This is a genomic window from Nocardioides sp. NPDC057772, from assembly GCF_042798075.1.
GTDB lineage: Bacteria > Actinomycetota > Actinomycetes > Propionibacteriales > Nocardioidaceae > Nocardioides.
The window spans coordinates 1-12,907 of record NZ_JBHVKN010000128.1; the positions used below are offsets into that span (position 1 = coordinate 1).

A 12,907-nucleotide genomic window follows, 5' to 3' on the forward strand; every position below is an offset into this window, starting at 1 on the left:
CTCGAGGTCACGGTGCTTGCTGGAGGCGACCACCGAGCGGACGGTCTCGACGACCATCGCGCGCTTCTCGCCCCAGACGATCGCGCTGGTGCCGATGGTCGGGATGATCACGCTGACCGGGGTGTCCAGATCGGGCTCGCGCTCGACGCGGTAGAGCCCGGGCGAGACACCTCGGGAGGCCTTCGCCCGGATCCCGACGCGGTCGAGGTGGGCCTGCACCGCGCGTACGCCGGCATCCCAGGCGTAGGGCTTGGCCTGGTTGTCCGCGGCGGCCGATCCCGGGACCTGGCGCCAGTGGTAGAGCACGCCGGGGACGTGCACGATGCGCCGGGCACGCTCGCTGACCCGCAGCACGAGATCGTGGTCCTGGGAGCCGTCGAAGCCCTCGCGGAACCCGCCGGCCTCCTCCACCACGGAGCGGCGGAAGACCGAGAAGTGGGTGCAGTAGTTGTGGTGGCGCAGCCGCTCCGGCGACCAGTCGGGCTTGTAGTAGGCGTCGCGGAGCTGGCCCTCGTCGCTCATCAGGTCCTGGTCGCTGTAGGCGTAGTCGAGGTCGTCGAACCGGTCGTAGGCGTCGACCATCTTGGCCAGCGCGTTGGGCTCGAGCACGTCGTCGTGGTCGAGCAGGGCGACCAGCTCGCCGGTCGCCTCGGCGAGCGAGGAGTTCGACGCGGCCACGATGCCGCCGTTCTCCGGCCGCTCGACGATCCGCACTCGTGGTTCCTTCGCGGCCAGCTCACGCAGCCGCGGCAGCACCCAGGATTCCGGCGACTTGTCGTCGCTCAGGATCCACTCCCAGTCCTCGTAGGACTGGGCGAGGACCGACGCGATCGTGTCCTCGAAGGCATCGGCGGGCGGGTTGTAGACAGCGGTGATCAGCGATACCCGGGGCGATGGCATGGGCTTCAGCCTATGCCGCCCACCAGGGCTGGGCGGAACCCGACACGGGCCGCGACCTGGTTAGGGTGAGGGCCGACATCCCATCTTCTCGGAGGTTTCACCGTGTCGCGGTTGGCAGTGTTGGCGACGTACGACACCGAGGGGCGGCTGTGGCCCCACGTGCGCCGCCAGATCGAGGCCTATGCGGCCACGGCCGAGCTGATCGTGGTCTCCGCCGGTGGCCTGCGCGACGAGGACCGGGCCTGGGCCGAGGCCCGCGCACAGGTGGTCGAGCGTGACAACAGGGGCTACGACTTCGCCTCCTACCAGGCCGGCCTGGAGGTCGCCGGCGACCTGGGGCGGTTCGATCTGGTCGTGCTGGCCAACGACAGCTTCATCGGGCCGGTCGTGCCGCCCGAGGCGATCTTCGAGGAGATGGCCGGGCGCGGTGTCGACTTCTGGGGGCTCACCCGCAACCAGGAGATGGGCGACCACATCCAGAGCTACTTCGTGGGCTTCACGCCCACCGCCGTCTCCTCGGAGGCGTTCGCCGCGTTCTGGCGCGACTTCGAACCGCTCGACGACCGCGCCGAGGTGATCGTCCGCTACGAGGTGGGGCTGACCCGCCGGCTCGCCGAGGCCGGGCTGACCTACGACGCCTACTTCGTGCCGCGGGCCCACGAGCACCGGCGCGCCCGGGCACGCCGGTCCTGGATGGGCGTCAACATCACCCTGGACCCCGACACGGACCCGCACCTGCTCCCGGCCACGACCGCCGAGTGGAATCTCGTACGCAACATCGGCAACCAGCCGCCCAACCCGTGCAACACGATGGCCGACAGCGTGCTCGACGCCGGCCGGCTGCCGATCGTGAAGATCGAGACGCTGCGCGACGATCCCTACGCCCTCGACGCCGAGGCGCTGCTGCGACACTGCGAGCAGGCCTATCCCGACGCGTTCGCGGGGGTTCGCGACTACCTCGACGAGACCCGGCAGGCGCGTGGACGCCGGCTCACCAAGGTCGAGCCTCTGACCGCCGAGCGCCGCCTCGACGGCAGGTCGCTGGCCTACGGCGCGGCGCCCGCCCCGGCCGGCGCCGGGTTGCGGCCCTCCAACCGCTTCGGCACCGGGTCTCGCGACGGCGACAACGCTCCCCCGGCCCAGATCGCCGCCCTGGTCGGCTCGGCGCCGGAGGTGCTCGAGGTCGGCTGCTGGACCGGTGAGATCGGCCGCCGGCTCGGTGCCCAGGGGTGCCAGGTGACGGGAGTCGAGAGGGACGAGGAGGCGGCTGCGTACGCGGGCCGGGAGCTGGCCGACGTGATCGTCGCCGACCCCCTCGCTACTCCCCTGACCGATCTCTTCGCCCCGGGCAGCTTCGACGTCGTGGTGCTCGCCGAGCTCCTCGAGTACGCCCCCGACCCGGCCGCCGTCCTCGAGGAGGCCCGCGGACTGCTCGCGCCCGAGGGGCGGATCGTGGTCTCCACCCCCAACGCCACCCACGGCTCGCGCCGGCTGGCGGTCCTGCAGGGACACTGGTCGACGGCGCCGCTGCCCGTGGACCGGGAGCCGCTGCGCTCGTTCGACCGCGCCGGCCTGATGCGTCTGCTGGCCGACGCCAGCCTGGTCGCGACCGAGCTGCGGGGCACTGTCGCCGACCCGCTGGTCTCCGCGTTCGGGGTGCCGCAGAAGACCCTGCCGTACGCCGTCGCGGAATGGGTCCGCGACCAACCCGACGCGATGGTCGAGAGCTTCCAGGTCTCGGCCAGGCCAGCCGTTCCCGGCGAGCCCCGCGACAGCGACCTCGAGCTCGTCCCCGCCTTGGCCCCCGAGACCGTACGCCTCACCGACGCCCACACCGAGAAGGCCGCGCTGATCAAGGCCGAGCGCCGCGCCGGCCGCCGGCTTCCCCAGCGGGTGGCCGAGCTCGAGGACCAGGTGCGCCACCTGGAGGAAGAGCTGGCCCGCAACCCGTTGCGGCGGGCCGCGGGCCAGCTCAAGCGGCGCGCGTTCTGAACCGGGCCGAGCCCACTCAGTAGCGCAGACGGCGCAGGTAGGAGTAGCCGACCTGCGCGGTGTGGAGCGGGCTGACCTCCGGGGTGTCGTTCTCGACGATGTACTCCTCGACCTCGTGGGCCGCGAAGACCTTCGCGAAGTCGATGAAGCCGGTGCCGAGGTCGACGTGGTCGCCGGTGCTGGGGTTGCGGTCCTTGACGTGGTACTGCCGCACCCGCTGCGGTCCCGACGTGATGGTGTCGATCGCGAAGTCGACGGCCTCGTCGTTGGACAGGCCCCGGTTCACGCCGCCCGTCACCGCCCAGTAGATGTCGATCTCGAGGTGCACGAGCCCCGGGTCCAGCTCGGTGGTGAGGACGTCCCAGGGAGTCACGCCGCCGCCGAGATCGGTCGTGAACTCGTGAGCGTGGTTGTGGTAGCCGTAGGCGATGCCGTAGCGCTTCGCGGCCGCCGCCTCGACGTTCATCTGCTCCGCCCACATCTGCCAGTCGGAGAGCGAGCTGGAGGCGAGGTAGGGCACCACCATGTAGCGCTGACCGAGCGTGGCGGCGTTCTCCAGCTTGGTCTGCAGGTCGGCGGGCGTCGCGCTGATGCCGTCGTGGGAGGAGGAGGCGCGGATGCCGAGGTCGTCGTAGAAGGCCCGCAGCTCGGCAGCGGTCCGGTCGAAGTAGCCCAGCGCCTGCTCGACCCGCGGGTAGCCCATCTCGGCGATGGAGGTCAGCGTCGCGTCGAAGCCCGGGTCGCCCCACAGCGCGTCGCGGACCGTCCACAGCTGGATGCTGATGCGGCCCGGAGGAACTCGGCAGGCGCCCCGCTTCGCCGCCGTGGCGGCGCCGGCCGGGGAGAGCAGACCCGGCGCGGCAGCCAGCACCGCACCACCCGCGAACGCGCCCAGCGCACCCTTGAACATCGAACGACGGCTCAGGCCGCGCTCCTCCAGCGAGCGGCGCAGCGCGCCCTCACCATCGAATCCGTAACACATGGATGTTTCCTCTCGGGATCGTCGAACTCTCGGGGTCGGGTCAGTCGTTGGTGCTGAAGGCCGCGTCGAAGGCGGCCTCCGGGGCGTCGAACGCGAGCCGGCGCACGAACTCGAGCGCCTCGGGCGCGCCGACGAGGCGGTCCATGCCGGCGTCCTCCCACTCGACCGAGATGGGGCCCTCGTAGCCGATCGCGTTGAGCATCCGGAAGCACTGCTCCCACGGCACGTCGCCGTGACCGGTGGAGACGAAGTCCCAGCCGCGGCGCGGGTCGGCCCAGGCGAGGTGGGAGCCGAGGCGGGCGTTGCGGCCGTTGCCGGTCTGCAGCTTCGTGTCCTTGCAGTCCACGTGGTAGATCCGGTCGCGGAAGTCCCACAGGAACCCGACCGGGTCGACCTGCTGCCACACCATGTGGCTGGGGTCCCAGTTGAGCCCGAACGCCTCCCGGTGCCCGATCGCCTCCAACGTCGCGACGGTCGACCAGTAGTCATAGGCGATCTCGGAGGGGTGCACCTCGTGGGCGAACCGCACCCCGCACTCGTCGAAGACGTCGAGGATCGGGTTCCACCGGTCCGCGAAGTCCCGGTAGCCGGCCTCGACCATCTCCTGGGAGACGGGCGGGAACATCGCGACGTACTTCCAGATCGAGGAGCCGGTGAAGCCCACCACGGTCTTGACGCCGAGGTTCTTCGCCGCCCGCGCGGTCATCTTCATCTCCTCGGCCGCCCGCTGACGTACGCCCTCGGGATCGCCGTCGCCCCAGATCTTGGCGGGCAGGATGTCCTGGTGGCGCTGGTCGATCGGGTCGTCGCAGACCGCCTGGCCCTTGAGGTGGTTGGAGATCGTGAAGACCTTGAGGTTGTGCTTCTCCAGCAGGTCCAGCTTCGCCTGGGCGTACGTCTCGTCCTCGGCCGCCTGCCAGACGTCGAGGTGGTCGCCCCAGCAGGCGATCTCCAGGCCGTCGTAGCCCCACTCGGAGGCGAGGCGGCAGACCTCCTCGAACGGCAGGTCGGCCCACTGGCCGGTGAACAGGGTGATCGGTCGGGTCATGGTTGTCCTTCCACGTGGGGTCAGAGGATTCAGAGCAGAGAAGCGAGCAGGTCGCGGACCTCGGTGGCCTCGAACCGGTCGCGCTTGGCGGAGGCCTCGGAGCAGACGAGCACGGGACCGTGCTCGGGGTCGTCCGGCAACCGACCGTGGCTGCCCGAGACCGGGGCGGGGTCGAGCGGCACCACGCTCATCGCGTAGCGCAACCCGGCGGCCTTGCGGGCCAGCGTGGTGGCGGCCCGGAGCTTGACCCAGCGGTCCTCGGGGTCGAGGAACAGCTCGGCGGGGTCGTAGCCGGGCTTCTTGTGGATCTCGACGCCGCGGGCGAAGTCCGGGGCGTTCGCGTCGTCGAGCCAGTAGTAGTAGGTGAACCAGGCGTCCGGCTCCGCCACCACGACCAGCTCGCCGGCACGCTCGTGGTCGAGGCCGTACGCCGCCTGGCCGGCGCGGTCGAGGACCTCGGCGACCCCGTCGAGGTTGTGGAGCAGGTCGCGGACGCGTTCCAGGTCGTCGGGGTCCTTGATGTAGACGTGCGCGATCTGGTGGTCGGCGACCGCGAAGGCACGTGAGGTCCACGGGTCGAGCAGCTCGCCGGTGGCGTTGTGGTGGACGTGCAGCAGGCCCTCGCGCCGCAGCAGCCGGTTGACATCGACCGGACGGGAGGCCCGGGTGATGCCGTACTCGCTCAGCAGGACGACGCGAACCCCGGCGGCGTCGGCGTCGTCGAGCAGCGGCGCCAGGGTGGCGTCGACGTCGCGAGCCGCCTGGACCGCCTGCGGGCTGTCGGGACCGAACCGCTGCAGGTCGTAGTCGAGGTGAGGGACGTAGACGAGGGTGAGGTCGTGGTCGGGCATGATCTTGCGGGCTGCGGCGACGATCCAGGCCGAGCTCTTGATCGAGGCGGTCGGCCCCCAGTAGGTGAACAGCGGGAACGGGCCGAGCTCCTCGGTGAGCTCGTCGTGGAGGGACGGAGGCCAGGTCCAGCAGTCCGGCGACTTCTTGCCGTCGGCGTGGTAGGCCGGGCGCGGGGTGACCGTGGTGTCGACGTCGGCGCCCATCGCATACCACCAGCAGATGTTGGCGACCTTCGCGCCCGGACGCCGGCGGCGGACGACGTCCCAGAGCTTCTCGCCCTGCACCAGCCCGTTGTGCTGGCGCCACAGCAGCACCTCGCCGAGGTCACGGAACAACCAGCCGTTGCCGACGATGCCGTGCTCGCGCGGCAGCGCGCCGGTCAGGAAGGTCGACTGGACCGAGCAGGTGACGGCGGGCAGCACGGTGCCGAGCTCGGCGGTGAACCCCGACTCCCCCACCTGCCGCACCCGCGGCATGTGCCGGAGCAGGTCGGGGGTCATCCCGACCACGTCGATGACCAGCAGCTTCTCCTTGGGGTTCGAGCTCATGCCGATGCCTCCTGCAGCTGTTCCAGACCGGACTCGAGGAGCCGGTCGCGTGTCCAGTCGAGCTCGGCCGCGATGCCCGCGACCAGGCCGGCGTCCCCGTCGGGGCGGACCTGCTCGGGCAGGACGCCCCAGGTGTAGGTCTCGACCTCGAGGTGGTCGGTGTGGGCCACCGGGCCGCCGAGGAGCGCGTCGAGGGTGCCGGCGAGGTGGTCGCGGGTGCTGCGCAGCGGCGGTGCCGGGTCGGCGTGCAGAGGCACGTGGAAGTGAACCCTCCAGGGGTGCTCGGCCGCCAGCGGACGGTGGCCGCCGAGCGCCTCGGGCAGGTCGTCGCGGCTGTCCACCCGCGCCCCGCGGGGCTCGCGGGTCTGGTGGAGGAAGCGGTCCTCGGCGTAGGAGGCCAGGGCCTCCCGGGTCGCCGGGTCGCTCGGGTCGTCGGCGTGCAGGGCGGCGGAGACCTGGACCTTGACGACCGGCAGCCCGGCCACCTGCAACCGGTCGAGCGCCTCGGCGGCGTCCTCGAACTGGGTGGCGAGGTGACAGGTGTCGACGCAGATCCCGAGGTGGTCGGGGGCCAGGCCGGCGAGCCGGGTGACCGCGTCGCGGGTGGTCTCCACGACGCAACCCGGCTCCGGCTCGAAGCCGACGCGGATCGTCCGGCCGTGCTCGGCCTCGAGACCGGCCAGACCCTCGGCGAGCTCGCCGATCAGCTCCCGCGCCGCCCGGTCGCGGTCGGTGAACCACGGGGTGCGCCAGCCGAGCGGGAGGGTGGAGATGCTGCCGCGGGCGGCGTCATCGGGCAGCAGCGCGGCCAGCACCCGGGCGCAGTCGAGGGTGTAGTCGAGGCGGCGCCGGGTCGACCAGTCCGGCGAGTAGACGTCGCGCTTCACGACCGGGGCGTGGAACCCGGCGTACGGGAAGGCGTTGAGGGTGACCACCTCGAGGCCGTGGCGGTCCAGGCCGGCGCGGAGCCGGTCGAGGGTGGCCGGGTCGCCGGCCAGCTCGTGGGCCGTCGCCGCCGGGAGCCAGAGCCCGAGGCCGAGGCGGGGCTCGCCGAGCCGGGCCCGGACCTCGCCGGCGTAGCGGCGGAGCTGGTCGAGGATGCCGTCGACGTCCTCGGCCGGGTGCACGTTGCTGCAGTAGCCGAGGTGGACGACCGTGCCGTCGCGGTGGCGGAACCTCATGCCCGCTCACCTCGCAGCAGCGAGTTGCCGGCGAAGGTCGCACCCTGGTCGGCCTCCGGTACGTCGAGCAGCAGCCGTCCGCTCTGCCCGAAGAACTCCACCGGGTTGCGCCACAGCACCTTGTCGACGTCGTCGTCGGAGAACCCGGCGGCGAGCATCGCCTCGCCTGTCGCCCTCGTCCGGAGCGGATCCGACCTCCCCCAGTCGGCGGCGGAGTTGACCAGCACCCGATCGAGACCGCGGCGCTGGAGGATGGCGACCATCCGGTCGGGGTCCATCTTGGTGTCGGGGTAGATCGAGAAGCCCATCCACGCGCCCGCCTCGTCCACGAGGTCGACGGTCACCTCGTTGAGGTGGTCGACGACGACCATGCGGGGGTCCATCCCGGCCGCCTCGACCAGGTCGAGGGTGCGGCGGGTCCCGGCGAGCTTGTCGCGGTGAGGCGTGTGCACCATCGCCGGCAGCGCGAACTCACGAGCCAGCTCGAGCTGTCTGCTGAACGCCTTCTCCTCCTCCTCGGTCATCGAGTCGAAGCCCACCTCGCCGACCGCGACGACGCCGTCCTTGGCGAGGTAGCGCGGCAGCAGGTCGAGGACCGGCGTGCAGCGCGGGTCGTTGGCCTCCTTCGGGTTGAGCGCGATCGTGCAGTGGTGGGCGATCCCGAACTGTGAGGCCCGGAACCGCTCCCACCCGACCAGCGAGTCGAAGTAGTCGACGAACGACTCGACGCTGGTCCGCGGCTGGCCGAGCCAGAAGGCCGGCTCCACCAGCGCGCGGACACCGGCGGCGTACATCGCCTCGTAGTCGTCGGTCGTACGCGAGCTCATGTGGATGTGCGGGTCGAAGATGCGCATCAGGACTCCCGAGTCGTGGTGGTGGGGGCGGGGTCGGAGAGGAGGAGCAGGGCGTCGGCAGGCACCTCGCGCCCGGCGGCCTGCCGCTCTGCGGCGTAGTCGGCGACCATCCGGCGCAGCTCGTCGTCGGCGCGGCGGTTCAGTTCGGACACCAGACGGAGCGGCACGCCGACGAAGAGGCACTTGAGGACGGCCTGGCGCCACGCGGCGTCGTCGAGACGAGCGGCGTACGTCCCCACGGCGGCGGCCACGAGCCGCGGGTCGTTGGTGCGCAGCGCGTCGTGGAGCAGGTCGACGGCTCGGTCACCCAGCTCGTCGGAGAGGAGGCCGAGGCCGAGCAGGACCGCGCGCCGCTCGTCGGCGTCGCCGAAGCGGTAGAGGTCGTGCACCTCGGTGCTCAGGCGGTCGGCGTCGTCGGCGAGGCCGCGGCCGAGCGCGCCCAGCAGCAGCAGACGTACGTCGTCCTCGACCCGTTCCGCGCCGGGCTCGGGCGAGGTGCCCGGCGTGCGGCCGATCTCCCTGGCCGCGGCCGGGAAACGGGTCCGGATCCGGGTGGGGTCGGCCTCGATCTCCGCGCACCATTCGGCGAGAAGCGTCTGGTTCATGCGCGCACCTCCACGGGGTCGGGAAGAGCCGCGAGGGTCTCGCGCAGGAACGCGAGGGAACGCTCGGCGACGACCGGCGCGGCGTGGGACTGGCGGGGCAGCTCGAGGGCGGCGAGACCGGTGTAGCCGATCTCGACGAGCGCCCCGAGCGCCTCGGCGAAGTCGACGCGCCCGGTGCCGAGCTCGAGGTGCTCGTGGACGCCCTCGACCATGTCGTCGACCTGCACGTTGGCCAGCAGCGGACCGGCCCGGCGGATGGTCTCGGCCATACCGCGCGGCTCGTTGCAGACCACGTGCCCGAGGTCGAGGGTGACCCGGAGCAGGTCGGGGTCGTCGAGCCGGCGGCGCAGCTCGAGCACGGCGTCGAGAGTGTCGACGAAGTGGCCCGGCTCGGGCTCGACGGCACACACGACCTCGCGACGTTGCGCGAGGTCGAGGACCCGCCAGACGCCGTCGCACAGGCGTCCCCAGGCACGTTCCTCCTCGACGCCGTCCGGCAGGGTGCCCGACCAGAACGAGACGGCCTCGGCGCCGAGGTCGGCGGCGACCTCGACGGCCCGGTGCAGGTAGTCGACGCGCCGGCTGGCGTCCGGGCCGGGGTGGAGCAGGGTCGGATAGTGCTTGCGGCGGGGATCGAGGATGTAGCGGGCGCCGGTCTCGATCACGACCGACATGCCTAGCTCGTCGAGCCGGTCGCCGAGCCGCGCCACCCGGCCGGCGAGATTCGGCCGGTAGGGGTCGAGATGGAGGTGGTCGAGGGTCAGTGCGACGCCGTCGTAGCCGAGGTCGGCCAGGAGGGCCAGGGCGTCCTCGAGCCGGTGGCTGTGCATGCCGTTGGTGCCGTAACCGAACCGCAGCGTGCTCGTCGCGCTCATGTCGGTGACACCACCTTCGAGGCGGCCTTGACGATCGGGCCCGCGGCCAGCAGCCCGATCGCCGCGAGGGGCGAGCGCCGGGCGACGAGTGCGGCCTGCAGCGGGATCATCCCGCGGATCCCGGCGCCGGTGGCCCGCCGGACCGTGCCGGCATCCGGCGAGGAGACCGCGGCGAGCTGGGCGGAGCCGACACTGCCTGCGTACGCCGCGGCGAGGGCGACGGGAAGCGCCGCCCGTCCGTGGCCGGCCGCCACGGCCGCGGTCGCGACCGTGACCCCGCCGGCGAGACCCGCGGTGAGGGGCCGGGTGCCGCGCACCTCGCCTCGGCTGAGCAGCGTGACCCCGGCGGTGTGGGCCGCCAGGAGCCCGGCGGGCACCAGCCCGGCCCGCGTACGCCCGGCGGCACTCGCTCCGAGGAGCACGTCCAGACCTCGGGCCGCGGCCATCGCGACCGGCCCGGCCGCGGTGTCCTTGAGCACGGTGTCGTAGGCCCACACCGACCCGGCCAGGGCAGCCGCCGTGGCCGTGGCCGGACGCCCTCCGGCGAGCGCGGCCAGCCCGACACCCGCCGCGGTCAGCCCGACGGCCGCCCCCAGCGCCTGGCGCGGGCTGACCCGGCCGGACGGGATCGGCCGCTCCGGCCGCTCGACGGCGTCGAGATCGCGGTCGGCCCAGTCGTTGAGCGCCATCCCGGCCCAGTAGAGCGCCACCGACGCCGCCGGCATCGCCAGCGACCGGGCGCCGAGCCGCCCGGCCGCGGCCGCCCCGGCCAGGGTGTCGCCCGGCACGGTGAGGGCCGCCGGCAGCCGGACCAGCTCGGCGAAGGCACGGGCACGGGCACGAGACGTCATGCGCCCACCCGGGCACACCACGCGACCAGCTCGTCCCACTGCGTGCCGAGACGGTGCTCGGTCGAACCTGCCGGATCCTTGAAGAAGAAACCGAACGGCAGCGGACCGGCCTCCCCGACCTGGTGCGCACGCAACGTCAGCCGGGCCAGGTCGAGCACCAGCGGCGCGGCCAGCGCCGAGTCGCAGCCGCTCCAGGTGAACTGCAGCGACATCCGCACCCCGAGGAATCCCTCGAAGGAGACGTGGTCGATGGCCGTCTTCCAGTCACCGTGGTCGGGCACGTAGTCGATGTGCATCGGCCCCTCCACCGGGTGACCGAGCATCGCCTCCAGACCCTGGGCCTTGGTGGCCAGCTTGCTCTGCGCGTTGGCCGGGTCGGCGAGCGTGGCACCGTCACCGCCGCCGAGCATGTTGTAGGACGCCCAGGCGTTGACCTGCAGCGCTCGCGTCGCGAACATCGGCGCCAGGGCCGACTTCAGCAGCGTCTCGCCGGTCTTGCCGTCCGAGCCGGCCCACGGGAGGCCGGCCCGCTCGGCGAGCGTGACGAGCACCGGCAGCCGCGGTCCGGGGCTCGGCGTGAACGAGACCACCGGGCAGCCGGCCCGGTAGGCGGCCAGGACGTAGACCGAGCTGGCCGGCAGCGGCGACTCCCCCGCCGCCAGGGCCGCGTCCAGAGCGTCCGGGTCGGCGAGCGGCCCGCCGTCGGTGACCTCGGCAGGTGGCTCGGTGCTCGCGACGTCCACCACGACCACCCGCTCGAGCCCGTGGGCCTCGCGGAAGGCGACCAGATCGGCGCTCAGCCTCGCGATCGCCTCTCGTTGGGGCTCCTCGCTCGAGACGTCATAGCCCGTACGCAGCCCCGACCCGATCGCCTCCAGCTCACCCGCGATCGCCGGCAGGATCGCGGCCGGCACCACCCCGCCCGCCGCGAGGCGCTCGGCCCGTTTCGCCAGCGGATCGGTGGCGAGGTCGTGGCCTCCGATGACGAGCTCGTCGAGGGAGGGCAGTCCTGCCGCAGCGACTTCCGGCTGCTCGGCCACGAGCCCGACCCGGCCGGCGAGCCCTGCCCGGACAGCCTGGGCCCCGACGATCGTCGTGACCCCGACCGAGCCACGCGCGCCGATCAGCCAGAGGCCGACCTTCCCCACCCCGGTGCCCTGCCCGGTCACCCGTCTGCTCCGGCCCTGAACGGCGCGGCTCCAGCGACCATCTGGATGCCGCCGAGCACGTGGGAGAGGAACTCCGGCTCGGTGAACGACTCGTTGGTGTGGCCCATCCCGGTGTAGAACGCCCGACCACCGTCGTACTCATGGCACCAGGCGATCGGGTGCGGCTCGCCCATCGCGAACCTGCCCGGGTTGTAGCTGCGCTCATCGAGGTCGGCGAGGATCCTGACCGAGTCGGCAGGACGGCCGCGGAAGCTGTACCACTCGTCCCAGCGCGTCCACCGCTTCGGCAGCTCGGCCGTGGCAGCGGTGTTGTGCGCACGCACCTTCACCGTCGCGGTCTGCTGAGCGGGATGACCGGCGAAGTACGCCCCGACCAGGCCGCCGTACCAGGGCCAGTCGTACTCGGTGTCGGAGGCGGCGTGGATGCCCACGTACCCGCCGCCGCCCTGGATGTAGCGCTCGAAGGCCGCCTGCTGGCCGGCGTCGAGCACGTTCCCGGTCGTGGAGAGCCACACCACCGCCGCGTACGCCGCCAGGTCGGTGTCGTTGAACACCGCTGCGTCCTCGGTGGCGGTCACCGTGAAGCCGTTCTCGACCCCCAGCTTCTCGATCGCCGCGATGCCGTAGGGGATGGACCCGTGTCGGAACCCGGCGGTCTTGGAGAACACCAGGACCTCGTACGTCTCCACCGCCTCGCCCACGCCGGAGCCGGCCGCTCGCGCAGCCGGTGCCGACGACAGACCCGGGGCAACGGCGGCCGCGGCCACCAGGCCGGCTCCCGCGATCACGTTTCTTCTCGATGCGTACTTCATGGTGCGTCCTTTCCGAACTGAGTGGCAGAGTCGTTCCAGGCGAGGGCGGCGGGGTGGGTCAGGTGGGGATCTCCTGCCACGTCCTGGTGTCGGAGCTGGTCTCGACGGCGGCGAGCACGCGCTGCACCTGGAGGCCGTCGGCGAACGTCGGTGTGGGCTCGGCACCCTCACCGAGCGCCCGGACGAGGTCGACGACCTGGTGGGTGAAGCCGTGCTCGTAGCCGAGACCGTGTCCCGG

At 72.4% G+C, this 12,907-nt stretch carries 12 protein-coding genes and 1 pseudogene; 1 reads left to right on the forward strand and 12 read right to left on the reverse strand.

The window, feature by feature from the left end:
• On the reverse strand, positions 1–900 hold a 900-nt coding region (locus ACFVJS_RS18950), incomplete at its 3' end, for a glycosyltransferase (RefSeq protein WP_378883410.1).
• A gap of 102 nt (positions 901–1,002) precedes the next feature.
• Here ACFVJS_RS18950 and ACFVJS_RS18955 point away from each other — a divergent pair.
• Positions 1,003–2,892 (forward strand): rhamnan synthesis F family protein, encoded by a 1,890-nt coding sequence (locus ACFVJS_RS18955; protein WP_378883413.1) that lies wholly within the window; start codon positions 1,003–1,005, stop codon positions 2,890–2,892.
• A 16-nt stretch (positions 2,893–2,908) separates the two neighbouring features.
• Here ACFVJS_RS18955 and ACFVJS_RS18960 read toward each other — a convergent pair whose 3' ends face one another.
• The 11 genes and pseudogenes from ACFVJS_RS18960 to ACFVJS_RS19010 form a co-directional block, all read right to left on the reverse strand.
• Positions 2,909–3,874, reverse strand: a complete 966-nt coding sequence (locus tag ACFVJS_RS18960; protein ID WP_378883416.1) for a sugar phosphate isomerase/epimerase family protein — start codon at positions 3,872–3,874, stop codon at positions 2,909–2,911.
• Between the two features lie 40 nt (positions 3,875–3,914).
• A complete protein-coding gene (locus ACFVJS_RS18965) occupies positions 3,915–4,922 on the reverse strand; it encodes a sugar phosphate isomerase/epimerase family protein (protein WP_378883419.1) in 1,008 nt (335 codons plus the stop codon).
• 29 nt (positions 4,923–4,951) lie between these two features.
• The gene (locus tag ACFVJS_RS18970) at positions 4,952–6,322 is read right to left on the reverse strand and encodes an alkaline phosphatase family protein (RefSeq protein WP_378883422.1); all 1,371 of its coding nucleotides are present in this window, start codon (positions 6,320–6,322) and stop codon (positions 4,952–4,954) included.
• Positions 6,319–7,503, reverse strand: a complete 1,185-nt coding sequence (gene eboE / locus ACFVJS_RS18975) for a metabolite traffic protein EboE (RefSeq protein WP_378883424.1) — start codon at positions 7,501–7,503, stop codon at positions 6,319–6,321. Before eboE ends, ACFVJS_RS18970 begins: the two co-directional genes overlap by 4 nt.
• Positions 7,500–8,357 carry a TatD family hydrolase gene (locus ACFVJS_RS18980; RefSeq protein ID WP_378883427.1) on the reverse strand — a complete coding sequence of 286 codons (858 nt, stop codon included), beginning with the start codon at positions 8,355–8,357 and terminating at the stop codon, positions 7,500–7,502. The genes eboE and ACFVJS_RS18980 overlap by 4 nt, the downstream gene beginning before the upstream one ends.
• The gene (locus ACFVJS_RS18985; RefSeq protein ID WP_378883430.1) at positions 8,357–8,962 is read right to left on the reverse strand and encodes an EboA domain-containing protein; all 606 of its coding nucleotides are present in this window, start codon (positions 8,960–8,962) and stop codon (positions 8,357–8,359) included. Before ACFVJS_RS18985 ends, ACFVJS_RS18980 begins: the two co-directional genes overlap by 1 nt.
• Positions 8,959–9,837 carry a sugar phosphate isomerase/epimerase family protein gene (locus tag ACFVJS_RS18990; RefSeq protein ID WP_378883433.1) on the reverse strand — a complete coding sequence of 293 codons (879 nt, stop codon included), beginning with the start codon at positions 9,835–9,837 and terminating at the stop codon, positions 8,959–8,961. Before ACFVJS_RS18990 ends, ACFVJS_RS18985 begins: the two co-directional genes overlap by 4 nt.
• Complete coding sequence (locus ACFVJS_RS18995) at positions 9,834–10,688, reverse strand: SCO3242 family prenyltransferase (RefSeq protein WP_378883436.1); 855 nt, start codon at positions 10,686–10,688, stop codon at positions 9,834–9,836. The genes ACFVJS_RS18990 and ACFVJS_RS18995 overlap by 4 nt, the downstream gene beginning before the upstream one ends.
• On the reverse strand, positions 10,685–11,857 hold the full coding sequence (locus tag ACFVJS_RS19000; protein WP_378883439.1) for an inositol-3-phosphate synthase: 1,173 nt from the start codon (positions 11,855–11,857) through the stop codon (positions 10,685–10,687). The genes ACFVJS_RS18995 and ACFVJS_RS19000 overlap by 4 nt, the downstream gene beginning before the upstream one ends.
• On the reverse strand, positions 11,854–12,669 hold the full coding sequence (locus ACFVJS_RS19005) for a ThuA domain-containing protein (RefSeq protein WP_378883442.1): 816 nt from the start codon (positions 12,667–12,669) through the stop codon (positions 11,854–11,856). Before ACFVJS_RS19005 ends, ACFVJS_RS19000 begins: the two co-directional genes overlap by 4 nt.
• Positions 12,670–12,727: 58 nt before the next feature.
• Positions 12,728–12,907 (reverse strand): annotated as a pseudogene (locus tag ACFVJS_RS19010) (gfo/Idh/MocA family oxidoreductase); the annotation flags it as partial.

Excerpts from the sequence above, each read along its gene's own strand:
- ACFVJS_RS18960 (WP_378883416.1), bottom strand. The coding sequence starts at position 3,874 with ATGTGTTACGGATTCGATGGTGAGGGCGCGCTGCGCCGCTCGCTGGAG.
- ACFVJS_RS18965 (WP_378883419.1), bottom strand. The coding sequence starts at position 4,922 with ATGACCCGACCGATCACCCTGTTCACCGGCCAGTGGGCCGACCTGCCG.
- ACFVJS_RS18970 (WP_378883422.1), bottom strand. The coding sequence starts at position 6,322 with ATGAGCTCGAACCCCAAGGAGAAGCTGCTGGTCATCGACGTGGTCGGG.
- eboE (WP_378883424.1), bottom strand. The coding sequence starts at position 7,503 with ATGAGGTTCCGCCACCGCGACGGCACGGTCGTCCACCTCGGCTACTGC.
- ACFVJS_RS18980 (WP_378883427.1), bottom strand. The coding sequence starts at position 8,357 with ATGCGCATCTTCGACCCGCACATCCACATGAGCTCGCGTACGACCGAC.
- ACFVJS_RS18985 (WP_378883430.1), bottom strand. The coding sequence starts at position 8,962 with ATGAACCAGACGCTTCTCGCCGAATGGTGCGCGGAGATCGAGGCCGAC.
- ACFVJS_RS18990 (WP_378883433.1), bottom strand. The coding sequence starts at position 9,837 with ATGAGCGCGACGAGCACGCTGCGGTTCGGTTACGGCACCAACGGCATG.
- ACFVJS_RS18995 (WP_378883436.1), bottom strand. The coding sequence starts at position 10,688 with ATGACGTCTCGTGCCCGTGCCCGTGCCTTCGCCGAGCTGGTCCGGCTG.
- ACFVJS_RS19005 (WP_378883442.1), bottom strand. The coding sequence starts at position 12,669 with ATGAAGTACGCATCGAGAAGAAACGTGATCGCGGGAGCCGGCCTGGTG.